At 59.5% G+C, this 24,866-nt stretch carries 21 protein-coding genes and 2 pseudogenes; 8 read left to right on the top strand and 15 right to left on the bottom strand.

The genetic code is table 11. From position 1 onward, the window contains the following. Positions 1-224 precede the first annotated feature (224 nt). Together BLU63_RS11810 and BLU63_RS11805 are read left to right on the top strand one after the other, a co-directional pair. Positions 225-1,601 carry a glutamine synthetase family protein gene (locus BLU63_RS11810; RefSeq protein WP_010466681.1) on the top strand — a complete coding sequence of 459 codons (1,377 nt, stop codon included), beginning with the start codon at positions 225-227 and terminating at the stop codon, positions 1,599-1,601. Between the two features lie 262 nt (positions 1,602-1,863). Next, a complete protein-coding gene (locus BLU63_RS11805) occupies positions 1,864-2,502 on the top strand; it encodes a TetR/AcrR family transcriptional regulator (RefSeq protein WP_083375512.1) in 639 nt (212 codons plus the stop codon). Positions 2,503-2,704: 202 nt separating this feature from the next. Here BLU63_RS11805 and BLU63_RS11800 read toward each other — a convergent pair whose 3' ends face one another. The 9 genes from BLU63_RS11800 to BLU63_RS11760 all read right to left on the bottom strand — a co-directional run bounded on the left by BLU63_RS11800 (position 2,705) and on the right by BLU63_RS11760 (position 11,748). After that, positions 2,705-2,920 carry a TOBE domain-containing protein gene (locus BLU63_RS11800; protein WP_003229256.1) on the bottom strand — a complete coding sequence of 72 codons (216 nt, stop codon included), beginning with the start codon at positions 2,918-2,920 and terminating at the stop codon, positions 2,705-2,707. 107 nt (positions 2,921-3,027) lie between these two features. After that, entirely contained in the window at positions 3,028-3,834 is an 807-nt protein-coding gene (gene ssuB / locus BLU63_RS11795) for an aliphatic sulfonates ABC transporter ATP-binding protein (protein WP_010466673.1), read from the bottom strand. Then, on the bottom strand, positions 3,831-4,613 hold the full coding sequence (gene ssuC, locus BLU63_RS11790) for an aliphatic sulfonate ABC transporter permease SsuC (RefSeq protein ID WP_083375511.1): 783 nt from the start codon (positions 4,611-4,613) through the stop codon (positions 3,831-3,833). The genes ssuB and ssuC overlap by 4 nt, the downstream gene beginning before the upstream one ends. 7 nt (positions 4,614-4,620) lie before the next feature. Further along, positions 4,621-5,769 carry an FMNH2-dependent alkanesulfonate monooxygenase gene (gene ssuD / locus BLU63_RS11785; RefSeq protein WP_083375510.1) on the bottom strand — a complete coding sequence of 383 codons (1,149 nt, stop codon included), beginning with the start codon at positions 5,767-5,769 and terminating at the stop codon, positions 4,621-4,623. Between the two features lie 25 nt (positions 5,770-5,794). Next, positions 5,795-6,760, bottom strand: a complete 966-nt coding sequence (locus tag BLU63_RS11780) for a sulfonate ABC transporter substrate-binding protein (protein WP_083375509.1) — start codon at positions 6,758-6,760, stop codon at positions 5,795-5,797. Between the two features lie 101 nt (positions 6,761-6,861). Beyond that, entirely contained in the window at positions 6,862-7,455 is a 594-nt protein-coding gene (gene ssuE / locus BLU63_RS11775) for an NADPH-dependent FMN reductase (protein ID WP_077747180.1), read from the bottom strand. A 316-nt stretch (positions 7,456-7,771) separates the two neighbouring features. Continuing rightward, positions 7,772-8,410 (bottom strand): peroxiredoxin, encoded by a 639-nt coding sequence (locus BLU63_RS11770; RefSeq protein ID WP_077747179.1) that lies wholly within the window; start codon positions 8,408-8,410, stop codon positions 7,772-7,774. A 292-nt stretch (positions 8,411-8,702) separates the two neighbouring features. After that, positions 8,703-10,046: an OprD family porin gene (locus BLU63_RS11765; RefSeq protein WP_010466661.1), complete on the bottom strand. Its 1,344-nt coding sequence runs from the start codon at positions 10,044-10,046 to the stop codon at positions 8,703-8,705. Between the two features lie 373 nt (positions 10,047-10,419). Beyond that, positions 10,420-11,748, bottom strand: coding sequence for an OprD family porin (locus BLU63_RS11760; RefSeq protein ID WP_010466659.1), 1,329 nt, complete (start codon positions 11,746-11,748; stop codon positions 10,420-10,422). A gap of 363 nt (positions 11,749-12,111) precedes the next feature. Here BLU63_RS11760 and tauA (BLU63_RS33785) point away from each other — a divergent pair. Both tauA (BLU63_RS33785) and tauA (BLU63_RS33975) read left to right on the top strand, forming a co-directional pair. Further along, positions 12,112-12,303: pseudogene (gene tauA, locus BLU63_RS33785) on the top strand (taurine ABC transporter substrate-binding protein); the annotation flags it as partial. 59 nt (positions 12,304-12,362) lie between these two features. After that, positions 12,363-12,498, top strand: a pseudogene (tauA, locus tag BLU63_RS33975) (taurine ABC transporter substrate-binding protein); the annotation flags it as partial. A 152-nt stretch (positions 12,499-12,650) separates the two neighbouring features. Here tauA (BLU63_RS33975) and argA read toward each other — a convergent pair. Together argA and argE are read right to left on the bottom strand one after the other, a co-directional pair. After that, positions 12,651-13,949, bottom strand: a complete 1,299-nt coding sequence (gene argA / locus BLU63_RS11750; RefSeq protein WP_083375508.1) for an amino-acid N-acetyltransferase — start codon at positions 13,947-13,949, stop codon at positions 12,651-12,653. Between the two features lie 233 nt (positions 13,950-14,182). Then, on the bottom strand, positions 14,183-15,352 hold the full coding sequence (argE, locus tag BLU63_RS11745; protein ID WP_010466655.1) for an acetylornithine deacetylase: 1,170 nt from the start codon (positions 15,350-15,352) through the stop codon (positions 14,183-14,185). A 157-nt stretch (positions 15,353-15,509) separates the two neighbouring features. Between argE and BLU63_RS11740 the strand changes: the two genes are divergently transcribed. After that, entirely contained in the window at positions 15,510-16,877 is a 1,368-nt protein-coding gene (locus BLU63_RS11740) for a CYTH domain-containing protein (RefSeq protein ID WP_083375507.1), read from the top strand. 122 nt (positions 16,878-16,999) lie between these two features. Here BLU63_RS11740 and BLU63_RS11735 read toward each other — a convergent pair whose 3' ends face one another. Then, on the bottom strand, positions 17,000-17,464 hold the full coding sequence (locus BLU63_RS11735) for an Lrp/AsnC family transcriptional regulator (protein WP_046045137.1): 465 nt from the start codon (positions 17,462-17,464) through the stop codon (positions 17,000-17,002). 125 nt (positions 17,465-17,589) lie between these two features. On the opposite strand from BLU63_RS11735, the gene BLU63_RS11730 reads away from it, so the two are divergent. Both BLU63_RS11730 and BLU63_RS11725 read left to right on the top strand, forming a co-directional pair. Next, a complete protein-coding gene (locus tag BLU63_RS11730; protein ID WP_010466649.1) occupies positions 17,590-17,928 on the top strand; it encodes a hypothetical protein in 339 nt (112 codons plus the stop codon). 90 nt (positions 17,929-18,018) lie between these two features. Beyond that, the gene (locus BLU63_RS11725; protein ID WP_077747176.1) at positions 18,019-19,803 is read left to right on the top strand and encodes a GspE/PulE family protein; all 1,785 of its coding nucleotides are present in this window, start codon (positions 18,019-18,021) and stop codon (positions 19,801-19,803) included. A gap of 5 nt (positions 19,804-19,808) precedes the next feature. Here the strand turns inward: BLU63_RS11725 and BLU63_RS11720 are convergent, their stop codons facing one another. Continuing rightward, positions 19,809-20,789 (bottom strand): hypothetical protein, encoded by a 981-nt coding sequence (locus BLU63_RS11720; protein WP_077747175.1) that lies wholly within the window; start codon positions 20,787-20,789, stop codon positions 19,809-19,811. Between the two features lie 169 nt (positions 20,790-20,958). Here BLU63_RS11720 and BLU63_RS11715 point away from each other — a divergent pair, with 169 nt between their 5' ends. Continuing rightward, on the top strand, positions 20,959-21,276 hold the full coding sequence (locus tag BLU63_RS11715) for a DUF2388 domain-containing protein (RefSeq protein WP_083375506.1): 318 nt from the start codon (positions 20,959-20,961) through the stop codon (positions 21,274-21,276). A gap of 114 nt (positions 21,277-21,390) precedes the next feature. On the opposite strand, the gene gcvP is transcribed toward BLU63_RS11715, so the two are convergent. Together gcvP and gcvH are read right to left on the bottom strand one after the other, a co-directional pair. Further along, positions 21,391-24,264, bottom strand: coding sequence for an aminomethyl-transferring glycine dehydrogenase (gene gcvP / locus BLU63_RS11710; protein WP_010464977.1), 2,874 nt, complete (start codon positions 24,262-24,264; stop codon positions 21,391-21,393). A gap of 173 nt (positions 24,265-24,437) precedes the next feature. Next, positions 24,438-24,821 (bottom strand): glycine cleavage system protein GcvH, encoded by a 384-nt coding sequence (gcvH, locus tag BLU63_RS11705; RefSeq protein ID WP_083375505.1) that lies wholly within the window; start codon positions 24,819-24,821, stop codon positions 24,438-24,440. Positions 24,822-24,866 lie beyond the last annotated feature (45 nt).

Here is a 24,866-nt window from a genome sequence, read left to right as displayed (position 1 = left end):
ATTTTTTTACACAACACCCCCGTAAAAAATACAACACGGCCCGCTCAAGCTCGCGGGCGCTAAAGCGCTCAAAGGCATAAAAACGCCCCAAACTGCCTCAAAAAAGCCCTACGAGCGCTTTTTTAGGGCAAAAAAGGCCTCGCTTGACTTCGGCATGCCGTTCGGGTTGACTGAAACCCGAAGAGATCAATGATTGATATTTTTAACAACAAAGGTGTTGCATCATGTCGGTACCCCCGCGTGCCGTTCAGCTTAACGAAGCGAACGCGTTCCTTAAGGAACATCCTGAGGTTCTGTACGTTGACCTTCTGATTGCGGATATGAATGGTGTGGTGCGCGGCAAGCGCATTGAACGCACCAGTCTCCACAAGGTTTACGAGAAAGGCATCAACCTGCCGGCCTCTCTATTTGCTCTGGATATCAATGGCTCGACGGTGGAAAGCACCGGCCTGGGCCTGGACATCGGTGATGCTGACCGAATCTGCTATCCAATCCCCGACACCCTGTGCAATGAACCCTGGCAGAAGCGCCCTACTGCGCAACTGTTAATGACCATGCACGAACTCGAAGGTGAACCTTTCTTCGCGGATCCCCGTGAAGTCTTGCGTCAAGTTGTTACCAAGTTTGACGAGATGGGTTTGACCATCTGCGCCGCGTTCGAACTTGAGTTCTACCTGATCGACCAGGAGAACGTGAACGGTCGCCCACAACCTCCGCGCTCGCCGATTTCCGGCAAACGCCCGCATTCGACCCAGGTTTACCTGATCGACGACCTCGACGAATACGTCGACTGCCTCCAGGACATTCTGGAAGGTGCGAAAGAGCAAGGCATCCCTGCCGACGCGATCGTCAAGGAAAGTGCTCCGGCGCAGTTCGAAGTGAACCTGCACCACGTGGCTGACCCGATCAAGGCCTGCGACTATGCGGTCCTGCTCAAGCGTCTGATCAAGAACATCGCCTACGACCATGAGATGGACACCACCTTCATGGCCAAGCCTTATCCAGGCCAGGCGGGTAACGGTCTGCACGTCCACATCTCGATTCTTGATAAAGATGGCAAGAATATTTTTGCCAGCGAGGATCCCGAGCAGAACGCCGCACTGCGTCACGCGATCGGCGGTGTGCTCGAGACCCTACCGGCGCAGATGGCTTTCCTCTGCCCGAACGTCAACTCCTACCGTCGTTTCGGCGCACAGTTCTACGTGCCGAACTCGCCGTGCTGGGGCCTGGACAACCGTACTGTGGCGATCCGCGTACCGACCGGTTCCTCCGATGCCGTGCGCATCGAACACCGTGTGGCCGGTGCCGACGCCAACCCGTATCTGTTGATGGCTTCGGTCCTGGCAGGCGTGCATCACGGCCTGACCAACAAGATCGAGCCGGGCGCCCCCGTGGAAGGCAACTCCTACGAGCAGAACGAGCAAAGCCTGCCGAACAACCTGCGCGATGCATTGCGCGAGCTGGACGACAGCGAAGTCATGGCCAAGTACATCGATCCGAAATACATCGATATCTTCGTCGCGTGCAAAGAGAGCGAGCTGGAGGAGTTTGAACACTCCATCTCCGACCTTGAGTACAACTGGTACCTGCATACCGTGTAAGCGGTTGCAGTAAAAACAACGCCGCAGGCTATTGAAGCCTGCGGCGTTTTTTTATGGCCAACATCAAACCTGTGGCGAGGGCGCTTGCTCCCGCTGGGTTGCGAAGCGGCCCCAAAACGTCAATGAGGTGTGTCTGACAGAACCGTATCGCTGTTACAGGGAGTCCTTCGGCCTCCAACGGGAGCAAGCTCCCTCGCCACAGGGGATATGGAACATGTGCCCGCTCTGCGTACAATGCCCGCTGCCCCGCAGGAGGACTCCAATGACGCGCACCGCCACCGTTCGCAAACCCCGCGCCCGCAGCCAGGCCCGGATCGATTCGATACTCGATGCCGCCCGCACGCTGCTGGCAGCCGAAGGCGTGGCCAGTCTGTCGATCTACAGCGTCGCCGAACGCGCGGAGATCCCACCCTCCTCCGTCTACCATTTCTTCGCCAGCGTCCCGGCGCTGCTTGAAGCCTTGACGGCCGACGTCCACGCCGCGTTCCGCGCCTGCCTGCAAGCGCCCATCGACCACGAAGGCCTCAACGGCTGGCGCGACCTGTCGCGAATCGTCGAGCAGCGCATGCTCGACATCTACGACGAAGACGCTGCCGCCCGGCAACTGATCCTCGCCCAGCACGGACTCACCGAAGTCACCCAGGCCGACCGTCAGCACGACATCGAACTCGGCGACCTGATGCACAAGCTGTTCGATCATCACTTCGAGTTGCCGAGATTGCCGACCGATGTCGATGTGTTTGCCCTGGCGATGGAGCTCGGCGACCGCGTCTACGCCCGTTCAGTGCAGCAGCATGGGCAGATCACGCCGCGCATGGCAGAGGAAGGGATGCGGGTGTTTGATGCGTACCTGGGGCTTTATCTGCCGCCGTACCTGCCGAAGCGCCCCATTTACGCCTGATTTCTGCGGTGCCTGCGATGGTTTCTTCGCGAGCAGGCTCGCTCCCACATTGGATCTTCAGCGGGCATAGCGTCTGTGTACGGTACAACTCCATGTAGGAGCGAGCCTGCTCGCGAAGGCCGCACCGCTAAACTCACTGATTCAAACACATAAAAAACCCCGAAGGGTTCACACCCTCCGGGGTTGTCTGCACGGCATGCCCTTACAACTTGGCGATCGACACCTCGGTGGATTTCACAAACGCGATCACTTCACTGCCGACCACCAGTTCCAGCTCTTTCACTGAACGCGTGGTGATCACCGAAGTGACGATGCCGGAAGCGGTCTGTACGTCGATTTCCGACAGCACGTCGCCCAATACGATTTCCTTGATCGAGCCTTTGAACTGGTTGCGAACGTTGATGGCTTTGATAGTCATACGATTTCTCCTGAGGTCGAAATGAGCTGCAGGTGGCAAGCTACAAGTGGCAAGTAAAAGCGCCCTGCTTCTTCTTGCAGCTTGAAGCTTGCAACTCGCCGCTGCGTCTATTGCGCCCAACGCAATTGCGTGGGCAAGGGTGAAACAGGTTCCGGTTCCGGCGGTTGGCCGGGCAGCGCCAGCACGCGATTGAGCACTTCGGTTTCCAGCGCCGCCAGCCGATGGGAGCCGCGCACGCGTGGGCGGGGCAATTCAACGGGCAGGTCGAGGCCGACTTCGCCCTCTTCGATCAGGATCACCCGATCGGCAATCGCCACGGCTTCGCTGACGTCGTGGGTTACCAGCAACACGGTAAAGCCGTGCGTCTGCCAGAGCCGTTCGATCAACTGCTGCATTTCAATTCGGGTCAGGGCGTCCAGCGCGCCCAGGGGTTCGTCGAGCAACAGCAAGCGCGGTTGATGGATCAGCGCGCGGGCCAGGGCCACCCGTTGTTTCTGGCCACCGGACAATGCGGCGGGCCATTCATTGGCGCGATCCGCCAGGCCGACCGATTCCAAGGCTTCCAGCGCTTGTGGCCGCCAGTTGCCCTTGAGCCCGAGGCCGACGTTGTCGATGACCTTTTTCCACGGCAGCAGACGCGCTTCCTGGAACATCAATCGGGTGTCTTCCCGGGCATCGTTCAGCGGCGCGGAGCCGGCGAGCAATTCACCCCCGGTGGGTTTGTCGAGACCGGCGAGCAACCGCAGCAGGGTGCTTTTGCCACAACCACTGCGACCGACCACGGCGACGAACTGACCGGCTGGAATGTGCAAATCGATCTCACGCAACACCTGCCGAGAACCAAAGGCCTTTTGCAGCTCACGCACCACCAGCGGGATTCCGCGCTGCAACCGTGGAGGTTGTTGAGCCGTCATGCCGCCCCTCCTTTAACAACTTGATAGGCTGGGTGCCAGCGCAACCACACGCGCTCAAGCCCGCGGGCCGAGAGGTCGGCGAGTTTGCCGAGCACGGCGTACAGAAGAATCGCCAGCACCACCACGTCGGTCTGCAAAAACTCCCGGGCATTCATCGCCAGGTAGCCAATGCCGGCGCTCGCGGAAATGGTTTCCGCGACGATCAGCGTCAACCACATGAAGCCCAGCGCGAAGCGCACACCCACCAGAATCGAAGGCAGCGCCCCCGGCAGAATCACCTGGCGAAACAGGCTGAAACCGGACAAGCCATAACTGCGCGACATTTCCACCAACGCCGGATCGACGTTGCGGATACCGTGATAAGTGTTGAGGTAAATCGGGAACAACGTGCCCAACGCCACCAGGAAAATCTTCGCCGACTCGTCGATGCCGAACCACAGGATCACCAAGGGAATCAGCGCCAAGTGCGGCACGTTGCGGATCATCTGCACCGAACTGTCGAGCAGGCGTTCGCCCCACTTCGACAGACCGGTGATGAAACCCAAGGCCAGGCCGATGCCGCCGCCAATGGTGAAGCCCAGCGCAGCACGCCAGCCGCTGATTGCCAGGTGCGTCCAGATTTCGCCGCTGCGCACCAGGCTCACGCCGGCCTCGATGACCGCGACCGGCGCCGGCAGAATCCGTGTCGACAACCAGCCCGCCGACACTGACAACTGCCACACCGCGAGCAGCAACACCGGCAACGCCCAGGGCGCGAGGTTGTGGATAAGTCTCTTCATGCGCGCCTCAGCTCTGGGACGCGGCTTTGGGAAGAATGTCGTTGGCGACCATCTCACCGAACGGGCTGACGTAATTGGCGCCTTGGGGCAGTTCCGGACGTTCGATGTCGAGGTGCGGGAACAGCAATTCCGCAACCCGGTACGACTCTTCCAGATGTGGATAACCGGAGAAGATGAAGGTATCGATGCCCAGGTCCGCGTATTCCTTCACGCGGGCAGCCACGGTCGGACCATCGCCCACCAACGCCGTACCGGCACCGCCACGTACCAGGCCAACACCGGCCCACAGGTTGGGGCTGACTTCCAGGTTGTCGCGGCTGCCGCCATGCAGCGCGGCCATGCGTTGCTGGCCGACCGAATCGAACCGGGCCAGAGAAGCCTGGGCTCGGGCGATGATTTCATCGTCGAGATGGGAGATCAGCCGATCCGCCGCTTGCCAGGCTTCGGCATTGGTTTCTCGGACGATCACGTGCAAGCGAATGCCGAAACGCACGGTGCGACCCAGCTTCGCGGCTTTGGCTCGCACTTGTTCAATCTTCTCGGCGACGGCGGCCGGTGGCTCGCCCCAGGTCAGGACCATTTCCACCTGCTCGGCCGCGAGGTCTTGCGCCGCTTCCGACGAACCGCCGAAGTACAGCGGCGGACGCGGTTGCTGGATCGGTGGATAGAGCAACTTGGCGCCTTTCACGCTGATGTGCTGACCGTCGTAATCAACGGTTTCGCCTTCCAGTACGCGACGCCAGATGCGGGTGAATTCCACCGAGGCTTGATAGCGCTCTTCGTGAGTCAGGAACAAACCGTCGCCGGCCAATTCTTCCGGATCACCGCCGGTGACCAGGTTGAACAACGCACGGCCGCCGGACAGGCGATCCAGAGTCGCCGCCTGACGCGCGGCCACCGTCGGGGAAATGATTCCGGGGCGCAGCGCGACAAGGAATTTCAAACGCTGAGTCACTGGAATCAGCGACGCCGCCACCAGCCACGAGTCTTCGCAGGAGCGACCGGTGGGAATCAACACCCCACCGAAGCCCAGGCGATCCGCCGCCTGGGCGATTTGTTGCAGGTAACCGTGGTCGACGGCGCGGGCGCCTTCGGCGGTGCCAAGGTAATGGCCATCGCCGTGGGTAGGCAGGAACCAGAAAATATTGAGGCTCATGGAGTGGTCTCCCAGGGGAATCGAATTACTGCGCTTTGGCAACGGCTGCCGGTGGCGTCCAGATCACGTCTTTGATGCTCAACGGTTTCGGGATCAGCTTGAGCTGGTAGAAGCTGTCGGCGATTTTCTGTTGGGCGGCGACCACTTCAGGCGTGAGGAACAACGCGCCGTAACCCTGACGTTTCATCGAGGTCAGGGTGATGTCCGCCGGCAAGCCGAGCAGTGGCGAAACCTGTTGGGTCACCTCGACTGGATTGGCCTTGGACCACTCGCCGACGGCGCGCACTTCTTCCACGAGGGTCTTGATCACCTCAGGGTTTTTCTGTGCGTAAGGCTTGGTCGCCAGATAGAACTGGTGGTTGTCGACGATGCCCTGGCCATCGCGCAGGGTCCGCGCTTGCAGTTGCTGTTCGGCGGCAGCCTGGTACGGGTCCCAGATCACCCACGCATCGACGCTGCCACGCTCGAACGCAGCGCGGGCATCGGCCGGCGGCAGGAATACGGTCTGGATGTCGGTGTATTTGAGGCCGGCGTCTTCCAGTGCGCGGACCAGCAAGTAGTGGACGTTGGAGCCTTTGTTCAGGACGACTTTCTTGCCCTTGAGGTCCTGCACCGATTTGATCGGTGAATCCTTCGGCACCAGGATTGCTTCGCTGTGTGGCGCTGGCGGTTCGTAGGCGACGTAGAGCAGATCGGCGCCGGCGGCTTGAGCAAAGACTGGTGGGGTTTCGCCGGTGACGCCGAAGTCGATCGAGCCGACGTTCAGGCCTTCAAGCAATTGCGGGCCGCCGGGGAATTCAGTCCATTGCACGTCCACGCCTTGGGCGGCGAGGCGTTTTTCCAACGTGCCTTTGGCTTTGAGCAGCACCAGGGTGCCGTACTTTTGATAACCGATTCGCAACGTCTCGGCTTGAGCTTGAGTAATGGCGCCGAAGGTGACAGCCGCTGCAAACAGAGCGACCAGACCACGACGCAAAATGACAGTGCGCATGGCGCTCTCCTTTTTGCAGTTGGGTTTTGGCTGCACCTGCTTGCCCGTTAGCGGGCGAGTAAGGCCAGTACATCAATTTCAGGTGTGGCTTTAGTGCTGACTTAAATGCTCCAGCGAGCACTCAACAAACGTTCATTCAACAGCTTCGGATCGATCGGCTTGGGCCGTCGGGCCATGGCGCTGAAAAACAGCTCCAGCGATTCCCTCAGTCGTTGTTCCAGCTCTGGCGCCAACTGCGCCTGGGCGCTGCCTTCGCCGTAAGCGATCTGGCTGTCTACCGCGAATACCCCATGGAGCATTTCCTGGGCTTTCAACGCCGACAGCACCGGCTTGAGCGCGTAATCCACCGCCAGCATGTGGGCGATACTGCCGCCGGTCGCCATGGGCAAAACCACTTTGTGGTCCAACGCGCGCTCGGGCAGCAAATCCAGCACGGTTTTCAGTGCACCGGAGAACGACGCCTTGTAGACCGGAGTGGCGATCAACAGGCCATCGGCATTTTCAATCTGTTGCAGCAGGTCGATCACCTTAGGGCTGTCGAAGCGTGCATGAAGCAAGTCTTCGGCCGGGAAGTCCCGCACCTGGTAACTCACCACTTCCACACCCTGCTCCTGCAACCAGCGTTGGGAGCGCTCCAGCAGCACCCCGGAGCGGGAGCGTTGGCTGGGACTGCCACCGAGTGAGACGACCAGCATTCAAATGATTCCTTGCACGGTGTTGGCGATTCGCGGTTTGCGATCTCGCTGTAATGGAGGTGACCTTAACAGGTGATTGTTATATCTATAAATCATATTTATTCATTTGGTTATGCGCATTGGATATATAAGAAGACACTTCCTGCGGGCGAAAAAAAGGCCGTCGAAACGGCCTGAAATCCCCTGCTTTATGGATACGGTTCAATCTTTCTGCGGTGCCTGCAATTCCGTCATCGCGAGCAGGCTCGCTCCCACAGTGGATAGCGTTTTACCTGCTCATGATGGCGATACCAGCCACACCGAAAATGTTGATGGCTTACCTGTTGGGCTGCGGCGTCAGACGCAGGTACGGTTTCACCGCGCGGTAACCCTTGGGAAAGCGCTGCTTGATTTCGTCTTCGTCCTTGAGCGACGGCACGATCACCACTTCATCACCGTCCTGCCAGTTGGCCGGGGTGGCCACCTTGTAGTTGTCGGTAAGTTGCAGCGAGTCGATCACCCTCAGGATCTCGTGAAAATTGCGCCCGGTACTCGCCGGGTAGGTGATGGTCAGCCGAATCTTTTTGTTCGGGTCGATCACGAATAGCGAGCGCACGGTCAGGGTGTCATTGGCGTTCGGGTGGATCAGGTCATAGAGGTCGGAGACCTTGCGGTCCGCGTCGGCCAGGATCGGGAAATTGACGACCGTGTTCTGGGTTTCATTGATGTCCTCGATCCACTTGTGATGCGAGTCCACCGGGTCCACGGACAGGGCGATGGCTTTGACGCCGCGATTGGAAAACTCATCCTTGAGCTTGGCAGTGAAGCCCAGTTCGGTGGTGCACACCGGCGTGAAGTCCGCCGGATGGGAAAACAGCACGCCCCAGCTATCGCCCAGCCATTCGTGGAAACGGAGGGTGCCGGCGCTGGAATCCTGTTCGAAGTCGGGGGCGATATCGCCCAGTCTGAGGCTCATGGTGCTGCTCCTGATGAGTGCTTGTCGGGCTCAACTTTGCCTGTGTTCCTTATGAATTAAAAAGAATAAATATCGATGAATTTAGATCATAAATGAATATTAAATATCTATTCACTGGACCTCCAGGAACATCAGGACGAACATCGCCGACAAGGTTCGAGAAGGCCTTGAGTTGCTGCAAAGAGGGAGTTTCACGGCGGGATTACGGGGGTGACCCCGCCTTGAAAACGCAAAAGCCCCGCCCGGCGAGATGCCGGGCGGGGCTTTTTTTTCAGCGTTTACGCGAGCGCTGTTACAACAGCGGGATCGAGTAGCTGACGATCAGACGGTTTTCGTCCTGGGAGCGAACGCCCGGGATGTTGGTGCGCCAGGTGGCGTTTTTCCACATCAAGCCAACGTTCTTCAACGGGCCTTCCGGTACGACGTAACCGACAGTCAGGTCGCGTTCCCACTCGGTGCTGTTATTACCGGCTGCAGCAGTAGAGGTGCGATTGGTGTCGATATCGTCGCCACGCAGATAAACCATACCTGCGGTCAACCCAGGCACGCCGACTTTGGCGAAGTCAAACGAGTAGCGAGCTTGCCAGGTGCGCTCGCCGGCACGGCCGAACTTCTGGATTTGCATGTCGGTGATGGTGTAGTTCGACGAACCGTCGCCCTGGTTCAGCCAAGGGAAGTCGCTGCTGCCGTTGCTGACCTGATAGCCACCACCGAAGGTGTGACCGGCAACGGTATACAGGAACAAGCCGCTGTACAGATTGTTGTCGACCTTGCCTTTGCCATTGGAGGTGCTGCTGTAGTTGCCGGAGCTGTAGTACAGCGGGTCGTGACCGTTTGCGCCGTCATCCGAGCTGTTGAAGTAGCGCAAGTCAGACTTCAACACGCCAGGGCCGATAGCCCAGTTGTGTACCAGACCCAGGAAGTGCTGCTTGTAGAAGTCTTCCAGATTGCCGTAGTAGTACTGGGCAGTCAGGTCTTTGGTGATTTTGTAATCACCACCGGCATAGATGAACTTGTTGCTGTCGCGGCCGCTGGCGGTACGAGCGTTGGCGCCGCCGATGCTCAGCTGCTCATTGTTGCTGGAGTTACGTCCTTTCACGGCTTCGATCTGACCGCCAACCAGCGTCAGGTCCTTGATCTCGCCAGAAGTGATCTGACCACCCTGCCAGGTTTGTGGCAGCAGACGACCGTCGTTGGTCACGATAACCGGGTTCTTTGGCTGCAACGTGCCCAGCTTCAGTTCGGTCTGGGAGATCTTGGCTTTTGCCGTCAGGCCCAGGCTGGAGAAGTTATCAACTGCTTCGCCGTTGGACTCGCTTGGGAATACCGTGCCGCCATACGAGTTATTGCTGGCACCGTTGGTACCACCGCCCGAATCCAGACGCACGCCCAACAGACCGATCGCATCGATACCGAAGCCGACAGTGCCTTGGGTGTAACCGGAGATGAAACGCAGGTCGAAGCCTTGGCCCCACTCTTCGTTTTTGTTCGCGCCCGAACCATCACGGTTATCGGTGTTGATGTAGAAGTTACGCAGACCCAGAGTGGCCTTGCTGTCTTCGATGAAACCGGCGGCGCTTGCCTGCTGCGCCAAAACCCCTACGGCCACGGCCAGGGCCAAGGTGGACTTGTTCATTTGTTTCGCTCCTATCGTTTCTAATTTTTTATGCTTCTGGTCCTGGGTCGGATGCCCTGGATCCTGAAAAGCGCGGTTAGCGCCAGACCGCATGTCAACGTGACAACGCGCATCTACGGTCGCGGCCTACCCGCTGTGATTTTTTGGGGGGCGCATGGTAAAACCGAAAAACATTTATTTCATTATTTTTAATGCCATTTCGGAATATAGCTATGCGCGCCGAACACAGGGTATCGGCTCCTTGGCTTGCCACTTTAGGCGCCCGGATAAAAATCCAAAAAGAATAATAAATTACTATTTAAGGTCTATTTGGAATATCAAATAAAACGCGAAAAAAAGCCCCGCCCTGAGGCGAGGCTATTTCTGGTGGGTGTTACAGGAAGCTGTAGGTGTAGTTGAAGATCAGGCGGGTCTGGTCTTGCGCAGAGATGTTGGTATCGCCGCGGTAGGTACCGTGACGCAACGTCGTGCCGAAGCCTTTAAGCGCGCCTGTCTGGATCACGTAATCCACACGCAGGTCGCGTTCCCACTCGGTCTGGTCTTTACCCACGCCGTTGGTAGCCTTGATGTTATCGCCACGCAGGTAGGCGGCCGAGGCTTTCAGGCCAGGAACACCCAGAGAAGCGAAGTCGTAGGTGTACTGACCGAAAGTGGTGTTCTCACCAGCACGGACGAAGCCGTTAACCATGGCGTCGGTGAACAGGTAGAAGCTCGTTCCTCCCGCGCCTTCGTTGCGACCGTTGCTGTCGACCACGTTGCCCTGGTTCAGGTAAACAAAGCCACCGTCATCGCTGACACGCTGATGGCCGAGCAGGAAGGCGTTGGCACCCAGGGTGTAGGTGAACATGGCGCTCCAGGTCTTGTTATCGACCTCGCCCGGGTTCTTGGCGAAACCACCGTTGTTATTGAACCGATAGCCCGCATCGCCGTTCTTGCCGTCGGAGCTGCTGTCGAAATAGCGCAGGTCTGTCTTGAACGACTGGTTGGGTGCGATCGTGTAGACGTGCACCAGACCGAGGAAGTTCTGCTTGTAGTAGTCTTCCAGGTTCGCGTAGTAGTACTGCAGGGTGAGGTCTTTGGTGACCTTCCAGTCCGCACCGGCATACCGGAACTTGTTGCTTTCCTCGGTACCGCCTGCCACGGCCAGGCCGGTGGTGTTCGACGAGGCGCGACCCGCTGCGTGCTCAAACTGGCCGACGTTAAAGGTGAAGTTGTCGATTTCCTTCGAGGTGATGGTGCCACCTTCAAAGCTCTGTGGCAGCAGACGACTGTCGTTCGCGACCAGAATCGGCATGTTCGGTTGCAGAGCGCCGCCCAGGTGAGCCTCGGTCTTCGAGAAACGCGCCTTGACGTTGGCGGCTGCGCGACTCCATGGGTCCGACGCCGAACCGTCGGAATCGCTTGGGAAGAAGGAGTTGTTATCCGGGTGGTGACCACGGCCACCGTCCAAATGAATGCCAACGACCGCCTGGGCATCGATACCGAATCCAACAACACCCTGAGTGAAACCAGACTGGTAATCGAACTTGAGACCTTCAGCGGTCTCTCTTTGATCGTTCGCAGTCCCTTCGCGGGTGTCCGCGTTGTAATACATGGTGCGGGAACTGACGGATGCCTTGCTGTCTTCGATAAAACCCGCGGCGCCTGCCTGCTGCGCCAAAACCCCTACGGCCACGGCCAAGGCCAAGGTGGACTTGTTCATTGTTTTAGCTCCTCTCGTTTCTAATTCTTGTATTCCTGGCCCTGAGTCGAATGCCCGGGATCCTAAGATGCGCGATTAGCGCCAGACCGTGACTCACAAGTCAATCGTAACTATGTGTGTCTACGACCATGGTCTAATCCCCGTTTTTTTTGGTCCTTGCAGGGTCGTGCGTTCGTCACAAACCCAAAAAGAATTGGTCTGTTCTTTTTAATACCTTTTAGGAATGAAGCTCCGCTCCATTCCTCGTCCCGGGCCAGAGCGGCTGGCTCGAAAATTAATTCCTAAAAGGTATTTTTTAGCGGTTTTTTAGATCGATCAGCTTTGACGCCATTCGGAAACAATCCCCTCCCGAAAGGCCACGCCATGACGACCAAACGCGCACTATCCAGACCAATTGTTACAGTTTGTGTATCGCTATTATTTTTCACTCAGCGTTCAAACGGCGAACCTCACGGTCGGTTATCAAACCGGTATCGACCCCAGCAAAGCCCCCCAAGCGGACGGTGTTTACGAAAAGACCATGGGTGGAAAATCGACTGGCGCCGTTTCAGGGCCTGGATGCCTCGAAGGTCAAAGTGGTGAACGGCAACCGGCGGAAATCGCTGCCGCCTGCAAGCGTGGCGCTGCTGGACGGCGGCACGGCCAAGGCCATTGGCGAGACGGCGAAGTTCTTGAAGGAGCAAGGGAAGGGTCGAGACGGTGCTGCCGGATTATTCGGCGTATGTCAGCGCGAAGTTCGTGCAGGAGTAACACAAACCCTGTGGCGAGGGAGCTTGCTCCCGCTGGGCTGCGGAGCGCCCCCAAACCCGGTAAACGCGTTATGTCTGATAGACCGAGTTGCCGGGTTTGGGAGTCCTTCGGCCTCCGGCGGGAGCAAGCTCCCTCGCCACAAAAGCCCGCAGTTACAGGGATTTTTCGAAGATCTTCGAATTACGCTGATAGTTGTACAGCGACGCTCGCGCCGACGGCAGGCGTTCGACGCTGCTCGGCACGAACCCGCGTTCGCGGAACCAGTGAGCGGTCCGGGTCGTCAGCACGAACAGGGTTTTCAAGCCCTGGGCCCGGGCGCGGGTCTCGATGCGCTCCAACAGCTCATCACCGCGACCGCCGTGGCGGTATTCCGGGTTGACCGCCAGACACGCCAACTCGCCAGCGTCCGAATCGGCAATCTGATACAACGCCGCACAAGCGATGATCATGCCTTCGCGCTCAACCACGCTGAACTGCTCAATCTCGCGCTCCAGCACCTCGCGGGAACGACGCACCAGAATCCCTTGCTCTTCCAGCGGGCTGATCAGGTCCAGCAAACCACCGACATCTTCGATGGCCGCTTCGCGCACGATCTCGAATTGCTCCTGGGCTACCAGCGTGCCGCCACCGTCGCGGGTGAACAGCTCGGTCAGCAGCGCACCGTCTTCGGCATAGCTGACGATATGGCTGCGGGCAACGCCGCCCCGGCACGCTTCAGCCGCGGCATCCAGCAGTTCCGCCTGATAGTTGCTGCCCAGACGCTGCAAATGCGCCGGGACTTGTTGCGGACGCAGCTCACGCACCAGCCGACCGTTTTCATCGATCAAGCCAAGGTCAGCACCAAACAGCAGCAGTTTGTCTGCACCCAGGTCGATGGCCGCGCGCGTGGCAACGTCTTCGCAGGCGAGGTTGAAAATCTCCCCGGTCGGCGAGTAGCCCAATGGCGACAGCAGCACGATGGAGCGCTCGTCCAGCAGGCGATTGATGCCCTTGCGGTCAACCCGGCGCACTTCGCCGGTGTGGTGATAGTCGACGCCTTCCAGCACGCCGATCGGCCGTGCCGTCACCAGGTTGCCGCTGGCCACCCGCAGGCGCGAGCCCTGCATCGGCGACGAGGCCATGTCCATCGACAGCCGCGCTTCGATGGCGATGCGCAACTGGCCGACCGCATCGATCACACACTCCAGGGTCGCGGCATCGGTGATGCGCATCCCGTGGTGGTAATGCGGGGTCAGGCCGCGTGCGGCGAGGCGGGTTTCGATTTGCGGACGGGAACCGTGAACCAGCACCAGGCGCACGCCGAGGCTATGCAGCAGCACCAGGTCGTGGACGATGTTGCCGAAATTCGGATGCTCAACGCCGTCGCCGGGCAGCATGACGACGAAGGTGCAATCGCGGTGAGCGTTGATGTAAGGCGAAGCGTGACGAAGCCAATTAACGTATTCGGGCATGAACCTGGGCCTGTAATAAATAGCAGCCAAAAAATGGGCGAAACTGAAAACGCACAGCGGGCTGATGGTTATCGTCGGAACAGGCTTGGCGACACGCGCGCTCTCCTCATGAATACGGGTTGGGACACTGGCAATTTACACCTGTAGGAGCGGGATTGCTGGCGATGCAGGCGCCGTGGTTCATCAGGAGAACCGCGTCATCGTTCATCGCCAGCAAGCCGGCTCCTACAGGTTCAACCACCTGACATTGGCGTTTGGGCCGGTGTCAGGCAGTAATGTTCAATCAATTGACGTAATAGATGCACGGTAGGCTGCAAACGTGACATTTCGAGGTATTCACCCGGTTGGTGCGCACAGGCGATATCACCCGGGCCGAGTACCAGCGTTTCGCAGCCAAGACGCTGAAGATAAGGCGCTTCGGTGCCGAACGCCACTGCTTCGGCGCGATGGCCGGTGAGCTTTTCGGCGACCCGGACCAATTCGGCGTCCTCGGCCTGCTCGAACGGCGGCACTTCGGGGAACAGCGGCGCGTAATTGATCTTCACCTGATGGCGTTCGGCAATCGGGTTGAGCCGCTGCAGAATGGCCGCGCGCAGGGCTTTGGGGTCCATGCCCGGCAACGGCCGCAAGTCGAATTCCAGTGAACACTGGCCGCAGATGCGGTTGGGATTGTCGCCGCCATGGATACAGCCGAAGTTCATGGTCGGTGTCGGCACGCCGAATTGCGGATTGCGGAATTCACGCTGCCACAACAGGCGCAGGCCACGCAGCTCGCCGATGGCATCGTGCATGGCCTCAAGGGCGCTATGTCCCAGGCGCGGGTCCGAGGAATGGCCGCTCTGCCCGAGGATGTCGATGCGCTCCATCATGATGCCTTTGTGCATGCGGATCGGCTTCAGTCCGGTCGGCTCGCCAATCACCGCCGCACGCCCCAGCGGACGGCCGGCTTCGGCCAGGGCACGAGCGCCGGACATCGAGCTTTCTTCATCGCACGTGGCGAGAATCAGCAGCGGTTGCTTGAAAGGCTGATCGAGCAGCGGAATCACCGCCTCGATGGCCAGGGCGAAAAAGCCTTTCATGTCGCAACTGCCAAGGCCCACCCAGCGGCCATCGACTTCGGTCAGTTTCAGCGGATCGGTCTGCCACAGTGCGCCATCGAACGGCACCGTATCGCTATGCCCGGCCAGCACCAGGCCACCGGGGCCGGAGCCGAAACTGGCCAGCAAGTTGAACTTGCCGGGGCTGACCTGCTGGATGTCGCAGGCGAACCCCAGGTCACCGAGCCACGTCGCCAGCAAGTCGATGACCGGACGGTTGGATTGATCAAGGCTGGGCTGGGTACAGCTGACCGTCGGCGCAGCAATCAGCGCAGCGAACTGATCTTTCATGGACGGCAAAGGCATCGCTGACTCCAACTCGCGAATTGAAGACCATCATAGAACCATCTGGCGACAGGAATAAACCGCCGCGGCACGTAGGACTGAGGAGTCCTGTACACTGCACGGCCTTGGCAGCCACACATTTCCCCCGGCTGCGCTCCCGATCCTGGATTTTCCGGCCATGCAGAAAGAAACCGAAATCAAACTCCGCGTCAGCCGCGAAACCCTCGCAGCCCTGCGCGAGCACCCGCTCCTGAAAAAACGCAACAAAAGTGGCTGGGAACGCCGTGAGTTGATGAACCAATACTTCGACACGCCTGAGCGCGACCTGGCCCGCGCCAAGGTTGCCCTGCGCCTGCGCAAGGACGGCGAAGAAGTGATTCAAACGCTCAAGACCCGAGGCCAGAGCGTCGCCGGTCTGTCCGAGCGTAATGAATACGACTGGAACCTGCCCAAAGCCAAGCTCGACATCAAGAAACTCGACGGTGAATGCTGGCCCGAAGAACTTGCCGAACTGGACAAGAAAACCCTGAAACCGATCTTCACCACCGATTTCGTTCGCGAACGCGCTGAAATCGCCTGGGGCCGCGGCAAGACCAAAGTGGTCATCGAAGCCGCACTGGACCTGGGCCACGTGGTGGTCGGCAAGCAGAAAGAAGAAATCTGCGAGTTGGAACTGGAACTGCGCGAAGGCGAGCCGGCTGCCCTGCTGGAACTGGCCGCCGAACTGGCCGCGACCCTGGCCCTGATGCCGTGTGACATCAGCAAGGCCGAGCGCGGTTATCGCTTGTACGACGCCAACAGCTATTCGTTGAGCCTGCCGGCACCACAAATCACCGCTGAAACGCCGCTGGACGATGCATTCGCCGCGCTGAGCTGGCATTTGCTGAGCAGCAGCCAGCGTCTGGCCGAGCAGTATCGCTTCAATGGCCACTGGCGCTTGTTGCAGGAATGGGTCGAGAACCTGGCCGAATTGCGTGCCTTGCTGAGCAGCCTGGGCCAGGCCGCACCGCGTCAGTCGACTCACGATCTGCGCGTTGCTCTGGATGCCTTGCTCGAAGACTGGCGCCCGCTGGTGCAAGCCGGTATCGACGACGAAGACGTGCGCAAAGCCGCGCCGGAGCAATTCCTCGAAGAACTGGAAGACCCGCGCTGGGGCTTGTTCTCGCTGAACACGTCGCGTTGGTTGCTGGCCCGCACCTGGGCAGCTGATCGCAACGTCCGTGGCAATCGCCAGGGTGCTGCGCAATTGGGTAGCTGGTTGCCGCGTTTGCTGGGTGAAGAAGCGACCTCCCTGCAATTGCAGCGTTATCAGCAACAGCCGGAAGACCTGGCCGAGCAACTGCCGCGCATCGAGCGCATCCAGGCCTGGCTGCACCATGCCCGTGGCGTGCTGGACATCCCGGAAATGGACCGCCTGTACGGCGAGCTGAAGCAGCTTGCCCAATTGGCGAACGAGCCGATCACCGATGAATCGCTGGATGCGCGCAAGCAGCAGGCCATTGCGGTTTATCAGAATCGTGCCTGGAAAATGCTGCTGCGCATGTAACACCGCCTTCGCGGGCAAGCCTCGCTCCTACAGTATTTTCGTTGACCCCAATTCGGCGGCCGACTCAAACACTGTAGGAGCGAGGCTTGCCCGCGAAGAGGCCAGCACATTCACCGCATACCCTAGACAGGCAAACTCGTCGTCGACTTGATCTCCGACAACGCCACAATCGAGTTCACTTCCTGAATCCCCGGCACCATCGACAGCTTTTCAAAGAAAAACCGCTCATACGCCTCGATGTCCGCCGTGACGATCCGCAGCAAGAAATCCACCGATCCCATCAGCACATAACACTCCAGCACCTCGGGAAAGCCGCGAATCGCCTCGGTAAACTCAGTGAAGTTCGAACGCCCGTGCGCGTTGAGTTTGATCTCGGCAAAGATCTGCGTGTTAAGCCCGATCTTCTTGCGGTCGAGCAAGGTCACCTGCCCGCGAATGATCCCCTCCTCCTTCATCCGCTGAATCCGCCGCCAGCACGGCGACTGAGAAAGTCCCACCTGCTCGGCAATCTGCGCGCTGGAGAGTGAAGCGTCTTCTTGCAGCAACGCGAGAATCTTGCGGTCGTAGCCATCCAGCTCGCTGTGCATAAATAAACCCGTAATTGATAGCTGACCGAATCAAACAATTCGAAGAATAGCCAACAAGCCCCATCATAGATAAGAAATGCCCGGCACCGAATGTAAAAATTCCTCCATTGATTTGGAGACCGACCATGCCGCACCTGGAAGCTGTGAACACCTCGCCTATCCGCGCCGATGTCTGGCACGCCGGCAACGCGCACTGCCGCGTTCATTACCAACTGCTGGCCGAAGCCGAGCCGGACCTGCTGTGCCGGGCGCTCAACCTGTTCGCTTTGCAGTTTCTGACGCCGCAACAGGTCAGCGCGCAGCGGATGGACGATCTGATGTCGATCGACATCGTCATGGACGGGTTGAGCTGGCATCGCGCCGAAGTGATTGCGGAAAAATTACGTAACCTGATCAACGTGTGTTCGGTGGAGCTGCAAGCGGCTGATTCCCTGCGGGAAGCGCCTGTTCAGGCGGCGGGCTGACAAACCTCGACACGGCTTCGTCGGGTAGTGGCCCAACGGTCGGCGGGTCCGCGACTATCCTTTGCGAACTGTTGTTCATGAGGAGCCCGCATGTCCGTTCAACTTGCCATTCAGGACCGCTGGCTGGATCTCAATGATTTGCTGCGTGAACTGGTCGCCCAGGGCTTTATCAGCCAGGACTCGGCCGAACACGCGCTCAATGCCCGCCGCCGCCACGCCACCCATGGCCAGATGCATCCCCTGGAATTCATTGCCAGCCAGCACCTGGATGACCTTAGCCGTCCCGGTAAACACCTCGACCTGGAAAGCCTGACCCTGTGGCTGTCGCAGCAGGCGGGCCAGCCTTACTTGCGCATCGATCCGCTGAAAATCAACGTGGCGGCGATTACGCCGCTGATGTCCTATGCCTTCGCCCAGCGTCACAAGATTCTGGCGGTGTCCATCGACCGCGACGCGGTGACCGTGGCCAGCGCCCAGCCTTACGTCAACGGCTGGGAAGCTGATCTGACTCATGTGCTGAAACTGCCGATCAAACGCGTAGTGGCCAACCCGGTGGACATCCAGCGCTTCAGCGTCGAGTTTTTCCGGCTGGCCAAATCGGTCAGCGGTGCGACCAACAACGATCAGCAGGCCAGCAACCTGGGCAATTTCGAACAATTGCTCAACCTCGGCGCCAGCGACCAGGAACCGGACGCCAACGACGCGCACATCGTCAACATCGTCGACTGGCTGTTCCAGTACGCCTTCCAGCAGCGCGCCAGTGATATCCACATCGAACCTCGACGCGAGCAAGGCACGGTGCGCTTTCGCATCGACGGCGTGCTGCACAACGTCTATCAATTCCCCCCGCAAGTGACCATGGCCATCGTCAGCCGCCTGAAAAGCCTCGGGCGGATGAACGTGGCGGAAAAGCGCAAACCCCAGGACGGCCGGGTGAAGACCAAGACCCCGGACGGCGGTGAGGTCGAGCTGCGGCTGTCGACCTTGCCGACGGCATTTGGCGAAAAAATGGTCATGCGGATCTTCGACCCGGAGGTGCTGCTCAAGGACTTCGATCAGTTGGGCTTCTCCGCCGAAGACCTGCGCCGCTGGCAGGACATGACCCGCCAGCCCAACGGCATCATTCTGGTGACCGGGCCGACGGGTTCGGGCAAAACCACCACGCTTTACACCACGCTGAAGAAACTGGCGACGCCGGAGGTCAACCTCTGCACCATCGAAGACCCGATCGAAATGGTCGAGCCGGCCTTCAATCAGATGCAGGTCCAGCACAACATCGACCTGACCTTCGCCGCCGGTGTTCGCGCACTGATGCGGCAGGATCCGGACATCATCATGATCGGCGAGATTCGCGACCTCGAAACCGCAGAAATGGCGATCCAGGCTGCGCTCACGGGTCACCTGGTGCTCTCGACCTTGCATACCAATGACGCGCCCAGCGCGATCAGCCGCTTGCTGGAACTCGGCGTGCCGCATTACCTGATCAAAGCCACGGTGCTCGGCGTCATGGCCCAGCGCCTGGTGCGAACCTTGTGCTCGCACTGCAAGGCACCGCTGACGTTGGGTGAAGAAGACTGGCAAACCCTGACCAAACCCTGGCAAGCGCCACTGCCCACCAACGCCCAGCGCGCCATCGGCTGCCTGGAATGCCGCGACACCGGTTACCGTGGCCGCGCTGGGGTTTACGAAATCATGCAGCTGACGGATGGCGTTAAGGCGCTGATCAATCCCGACACCGATTTGCTGGCGGTGCGGCGCCAGGCGTTCAAGGAAGGCATGCGCAGCCTGCGGCTGTCGGGGGCGCAGAAAGTGGCGGCCGGCCTGACGACCATCGAGGAAGTCTTGCGCGTGACGCCGCAGAGTGAGCAGAAATAGCTGCGCTACCAGTCGGCCAGGCCCAATCCGGTATTGGGCTTGATCCATAGCACTGCACCGTCCGAGCTCCGCTGCAGGATCGAGTGACCCGCCTTCAGCATTTCGCCTGTGCGCAGGTTGTGTGCGGGGTTTGATTTGTTCGGGCTGAACAGCAGCGTGTGCGGCGAGTCCTCGCGTACCCTCGTCAGACGCGGGTATTGCCAATCGCCAAAGGTGATCCTGTCATTCAGTTGCCCCTCCCAACCCACGGCTTTTTGCTGTTTATCCAGTTTCAGGGTCAGGGTCGGGCCGGACAACGCAACACGTTGAAGGACAACCCGCTCGCGTTTCCCCCCCGGCGTCAGTTCATATTCCTCACCGTAACGGTGAACGTAACTGCCGGACGGCCAGGTCAACCCGCCCATCTCGGTGTTCGCCACCAGTGTGCAGGACTCGAAGCGCCAGCGATCCGGTTGCAGGCGAGTCTCTTCGTCGATCTCGAAAGTCACCCAGGTATCATTCGCACAAGGCCAGCCATCAACGGCTTGATCGCTGGCCAGCCGCAGTTTCACATACGGCGGGCCAAACATTTCCAGCGCCGTGACGTTGATACCCTTGATCCGGTGCGGTGCGACAAATTCGGCAGCAATGAGGCTGGGCAGGCCATGGACTTGTGGTTGATCGTATTGATCCAGCGGGTCGACCGTACTCAGATGCAGTCTGGTGCCGGCAGGCAGCGGCAGACCTTCGACTTGTACGTCATGCTCAAGTGTAGGCTTTCGCGCCCGATCGTTGGCAGCATCCAGCCAGTAGTTGCCTGACATGGCGCCGACCACGCTCAAACAGACCAAACCAAGCGCACCGAACCTGCGGGGTTGGCGCAACATCTGTCGGCGCCAGGCGGGAACGCACAGCGCAATCAACAGTGCGGGTAGGCCGACAAACGCCAGCAGTACCACATTCAACACAGTGACGTACAGCATTGCGCCAATAGCCAAGGGAAGCATCCATGCATCGAGAATAATCGGCCATGGTGCCAAACAACCTCTGAGCCTGCACCCCATGTGGGTCAAATGGGCAACATCTAGCGAGTCGAACCATCTGAATGAGCCGTCATGGAACTGGATTGGGGAAATGGCGATCCAACCCCGTAGTTAACCAGTGGAGTCACCCATCATGCGTCTCAAACTTGCTATCGCTACCATCGCTTTGTTGTCCCTTCCAGTCGGTTCGGCGATGGCCGATAGCTTTTGGCGTAACGTCATTTCGTCCGGTGCCACCACCGGTTCGACCTACCTGACCTTCAAGGATCACAAGCTGATCATTGCCGCGCAGGACGATGCCGGCAGCTTCGTTGCCAGCGACGGCGGCATCCGCGGTCCTTATCTGGAAGCCGCAATGCAGAAAGTCCGCGCCGACAATCCGGGCCTGCAGGCGACGGACATGGAGCTGGCGAATGCGATCCTGGCAAAGAATGCCGTGGCTTCGGAATAAGCTGTTCAGCTGAATAAAAATGCCGCTCCCATGAGCGGCATTTTTTTGCCCGACACAAAACCCTGTAGGAGCGAGCAGGCTCGCTCCTACATTGGATTTGCGTAGTCCGGGCGATCAGCGGTAATCATCGACGGGCACGCAGGCACAGAATAGATTCCTGTCGCCATAGACGTTGTCCACCCGATTCACCACCGGCCAATACTTGTGCGCCTTGGTGTGCGCATCCGGCGTCACCGCTTGCTCGATGCTGTAAGGCCGCTCCCAGACCCCGGTGATATCGGCCAGGGTGTGCGGCGCTCGCTTCAGCGGATTGTCTTCGGCGGGCCAGTTACCGTTCTGCACCTCGGTGATTTCCGCGCGAATGCTCAGCATCGCCCCGATAAACCGATCCAGTTCGGCCTTTGATTCGCTCTCGGTCGGCTCGACCATCAGTGTCCCTGGCACCGGAAACGACATGGTCGGCGCATGGAAACCGTAATCCATCAGGCGCTTGGCCACGTCCTCTTCACTGATCCCGGTCAGCGCCTTCAATGGCCGCAAATCGAGGATGCATTCGTGCGCCACCCGTTCGTTGCGCCCGGTGAAGAGCACTGGAAACGCCCCGGACAAATGTTGCGCCAGGTAATTCGCAGCGAGGATCGCCACCTCGCTGGCATCCGCCAATTGCGGGCCCATCATGGCAATGTACATCCAGCTGATCGGCAAAATGCTCGCGCTGCCCCAGGGCGCTGCGCTGACCGCACCGTTCTGCGCCAGCGGTCCCTCAATCGGCACCACCGGGTGATTGGCGACGAACGGCGCCAAATGCGCGCGCACGCCTATCGGCCCCATGCCCGGCCCGCCGCCGCCATGGGGAATGCAGAACGTCTTGTGCAAGTTCATGTGGGAGACGTCGGCGCCAATGTCCGCCGGCCGCGCCAATCCCACCTGCGCGTTGAGGTTGGCGCCGTCCATGTACACCTGGCCGCCGTGGCTGTGGATAACTTCACAGATTTCGCTGATGCCTTCCTCGTACACGCCATGGGTCGACGGATACGTCGCCATCAGGCAGGCGAGTTTGTCGCCTGCGTCCGCGGCCTTGCCTTTCAGGTCATCCAGATCGACGTTGCCGGCCTCGTCGCACTCGACGATCACCACGCGCATCCCGGCCATCTGCGCCGAGGCGGGGTTGGTGCCGTGGGCCGAGGACGGAATCAGGCAAATCTCTCGCGCCCCCTGATGACGGCTCTCGTGATATTTGCGGATCGCCAGCAGCCCGGCGTACTCGCCTTGAGCGCCGGAGTTGGGTTGCATGCAAATCGCGTCGAAACCGGTGATTGCGCAGAGCCAGCGTTCCAGTTCCTCGATCATCAGCGAATAACCCACCGCCTGCTCTTTCGGTACAAACGGATGCAGGTTGGCGAATTGCGGCCAGGTGATGGGGATCATCTCGCTGGTGGCATTGAGTTTCATGGTGCAGGAGCCCAGCGGGATCATTGATTGGTTGAGCGCCAGGTCTTTGTTTTCCAGTTGCTTGAGGTAACGCAGCATCTCGGTTTCGCTGTGATGGGCGCTGAATACCGGATGACGCAGATAAGGCGAGGTGCGCAGCAGACCTGCCGGAATACCGGAAGCAAGGGTTTGAGCGTCCAGTTCGTCGACGTTCAGCCCATGATCGGAACCGAGGAACACATCAAACAGTTTCGCTACCGTGGATTCGTCAGAGGTTTCGTCGAGGCTCAGCCCCAACTGCCCGCGCCCGAGAATGCGCAAGTTGATCTGTGCTGCCTGGGCGCTTTCGATAATTGCGGTCTGAGTACCACCAACCTCCAGCGTCAGCGTGTCGAAAAAGTGGGTGTTGAGGCGAGTGATGCCGTGACGCTCCAGGCCAGCGGCGAGGATGCAGGTCAACCGATGGACGCGCTGGGCAATGCGTTTGAGTCCTTCCGGACCATGGTAGACAGCATAGAAACTGGCGATGTTGGCCAGCAGCACCTGAGCGGTGCAGATGTTCGAGTTGGCCTTCTCCCGGCGGATATGTTGCTCACGGGTTTGCAGGGCCATGCGCAGCGCGACATTGCCGCGAGCATCTTTCGAAACGCCGATGATCCGCCCGGGAATCGCCCGTTTGTACTCATCGCGACTGGCAAAAAACGCAGCGTGCGGCCCGCCGTACCCCATCGGCACACCGAAGCGCTGGGACGAGCCGAACACCACGTCGGCGCCCAACTCCCCAGGCGGGGTCAGCAACAGCAGGCTCAGCAGATCCGTCGCGACACAGGCCAGCGCCTGCTGGGCATGCAGATGATCGATCAACGGACGCAGGTCGCGGATCTCGCCGTGGGTGTCGGGATATTGCAGCAACGCGCCAAACACCTCGTGCTGTTTCAAGTTATCCACAGCGTCGATGATCAGCTCGAAACCGAACCCTTCGGCCCGGGTCTGCACCACGGAAATGGTTTGCGGATGGCAGTTCTCATCGACGAAGAACAGATTGCTCCGGGACTTGGCGACCCGCTTGGCCAACGCCATGGCTTCCGCCGCCGCCGTGGCTTCATCGAGCAGCGAAGCGTTGGCCAGTTCGAGGCCCGTGAGGTCGATGGTCAATTGCTGGAAATTCAGCAGCGCTTCGAGCCGCCCCTGGGCAATCTCCGGCTGATAAGGGGTGTAGGCGGTGTACCAACCGGGATTTTCCAACACGTTGCGCAGAATGACGGCCGGCGTGAGGGTGCCGTGGTAACCCATACCGATCAGGCTGGTCCAGACCTGGTTTTGCTCGGCGTACCCGCGCAGCTTGGCCAGCGCAGCCTCTTCGTCGAGGGCCGGCGGCAAATCGAGCTCGCGGTTCAGGCGGATTCCCGGCGGTACCGTCTGTTCGATCAGTTCGACCCGGCTGCCGAGGCCGAGGCTGTCGAGCATCGCCTGTTGCTCGGCAGCATCGGGGCCAAGGTGGCGGCGAAGGAAGGCATTGGGATCGCGTAACTGGCTCAAGGACGGCAACTGGGACATGACGGGCTCTCTCTAGGCTGGCGCTCAACGTCGATGCAACACGGTCAAACCAGCATAGCAGCCGCTGCCAACAGCGAACCCGTGCAGGAGCGAGGCTTGCCCGCTCCCACAGGGAAATCCGTCAGGCGAAAAAAAGCCCCGACACGTCGGGGCTTTGGGATGACGCTGAAGGCTTACTCGCCGATGGCGGCCTTGTAGCCGGCTGCATCGAGCAGCTTGTCCAGCTCAGCCTTGTCGCTAGGCTTGAGTTTGAAGATCCACGCGCTGTATGGGTCAGAGTTGAGGCTTTCCGGAGAGTCACCCAGAGCGTCGTTGACAGCGGTCACTTCACCACCGATAGGAGAATAGATATCGGAAGCGGCTTTGACCGACTCGACCACACCGGCAACATCACCGGCAGCGAAAACTTTTCCAACTTCAGTCAGCTCAACGAACACCACATCGCCCAAGGCTTCCTGAGCGTGATCGCTGATGCCCACGGTAACGGTTCCATCGGCTTCCAGACGGGCCCATTCGTGACTTTCGGCAAAACGCAGGTCGGCAGGGATATCGCTCATGTTCTGTGTCCTCAAGAGAATTGTCAGCGGTCGTTGCCCGCCAAA

Source organism: Pseudomonas mandelii, from assembly GCF_900106065.1.
GTDB classification, from domain to species: domain Bacteria; phylum Pseudomonadota; class Gammaproteobacteria; order Pseudomonadales; family Pseudomonadaceae; genus Aquipseudomonas; species Aquipseudomonas mandelii.
The sequence above is the reverse complement of the archived record's forward strand: the minus strand, read 5'-3'. Positions and strand labels throughout refer to the sequence as shown.

Excerpts from the sequence above, each read along its gene's own strand:
- BLU63_RS11810 (WP_010466681.1), top strand. The coding sequence starts at position 225 with ATGTCGGTACCCCCGCGTGCCGTTCAGCTTAACGAAGCGAACGCGTTC.
- BLU63_RS11805 (WP_083375512.1), top strand. The coding sequence starts at position 1,864 with ATGACGCGCACCGCCACCGTTCGCAAACCCCGCGCCCGCAGCCAGGCC.
- BLU63_RS11800 (WP_003229256.1), bottom strand. The coding sequence starts at position 2,920 with ATGACTATCAAAGCCATCAACGTTCGCAACCAGTTCAAAGGCTCGATC.
- ssuB (WP_010466673.1), bottom strand. The coding sequence starts at position 3,834 with ATGACGGCTCAACAACCTCCACGGTTGCAGCGCGGAATCCCGCTGGTG.
- ssuC (WP_083375511.1), bottom strand. The coding sequence starts at position 4,613 with ATGAAGAGACTTATCCACAACCTCGCGCCCTGGGCGTTGCCGGTGTTG.
- ssuD (WP_083375510.1), bottom strand. The coding sequence starts at position 5,769 with ATGAGCCTCAATATTTTCTGGTTCCTGCCTACCCACGGCGATGGCCAT.
- BLU63_RS11780 (WP_083375509.1), bottom strand. The coding sequence starts at position 6,760 with ATGCGCACTGTCATTTTGCGTCGTGGTCTGGTCGCTCTGTTTGCAGCG.
- ssuE (WP_077747180.1), bottom strand. The coding sequence starts at position 7,455 with ATGCTGGTCGTCTCACTCGGTGGCAGTCCCAGCCAACGCTCCCGCTCC.
- BLU63_RS11770 (WP_077747179.1), bottom strand. The coding sequence starts at position 8,410 with ATGAGCCTCAGACTGGGCGATATCGCCCCCGACTTCGAACAGGATTCC.
- BLU63_RS11765 (WP_010466661.1), bottom strand. The coding sequence starts at position 10,046 with ATGAACAAGTCCACCTTGGCCCTGGCCGTGGCCGTAGGGGTTTTGGCG.
- BLU63_RS11760 (WP_010466659.1), bottom strand. The coding sequence starts at position 11,748 with ATGAACAAGTCCACCTTGGCCTTGGCCGTGGCCGTAGGGGTTTTGGCG.
- argA (WP_083375508.1), bottom strand. The coding sequence starts at position 13,949 with ATGCCCGAATACGTTAATTGGCTTCGTCACGCTTCGCCTTACATCAAC.
- argE (WP_010466655.1), bottom strand. The coding sequence starts at position 15,352 with ATGCCTTTGCCGTCCATGAAAGATCAGTTCGCTGCGCTGATTGCTGCG.
- BLU63_RS11740 (WP_083375507.1), top strand. The coding sequence starts at position 15,510 with ATGCAGAAAGAAACCGAAATCAAACTCCGCGTCAGCCGCGAAACCCTC.
- BLU63_RS11735 (WP_046045137.1), bottom strand. The coding sequence starts at position 17,464 with ATGCACAGCGAGCTGGATGGCTACGACCGCAAGATTCTCGCGTTGCTG.
- BLU63_RS11730 (WP_010466649.1), top strand. The coding sequence starts at position 17,590 with ATGCCGCACCTGGAAGCTGTGAACACCTCGCCTATCCGCGCCGATGTC.
- BLU63_RS11725 (WP_077747176.1), top strand. The coding sequence starts at position 18,019 with ATGTCCGTTCAACTTGCCATTCAGGACCGCTGGCTGGATCTCAATGAT.
- BLU63_RS11720 (WP_077747175.1), bottom strand. The coding sequence starts at position 20,789 with ATGCTTCCCTTGGCTATTGGCGCAATGCTGTACGTCACTGTGTTGAAT.
- BLU63_RS11715 (WP_083375506.1), top strand. The coding sequence starts at position 20,959 with ATGCGTCTCAAACTTGCTATCGCTACCATCGCTTTGTTGTCCCTTCCA.
- gcvP (WP_010464977.1), bottom strand. The coding sequence starts at position 24,264 with ATGTCCCAGTTGCCGTCCTTGAGCCAGTTACGCGATCCCAATGCCTTC.
- gcvH (WP_083375505.1), bottom strand. The coding sequence starts at position 24,821 with ATGAGCGATATCCCTGCCGACCTGCGTTTTGCCGAAAGTCACGAATGG.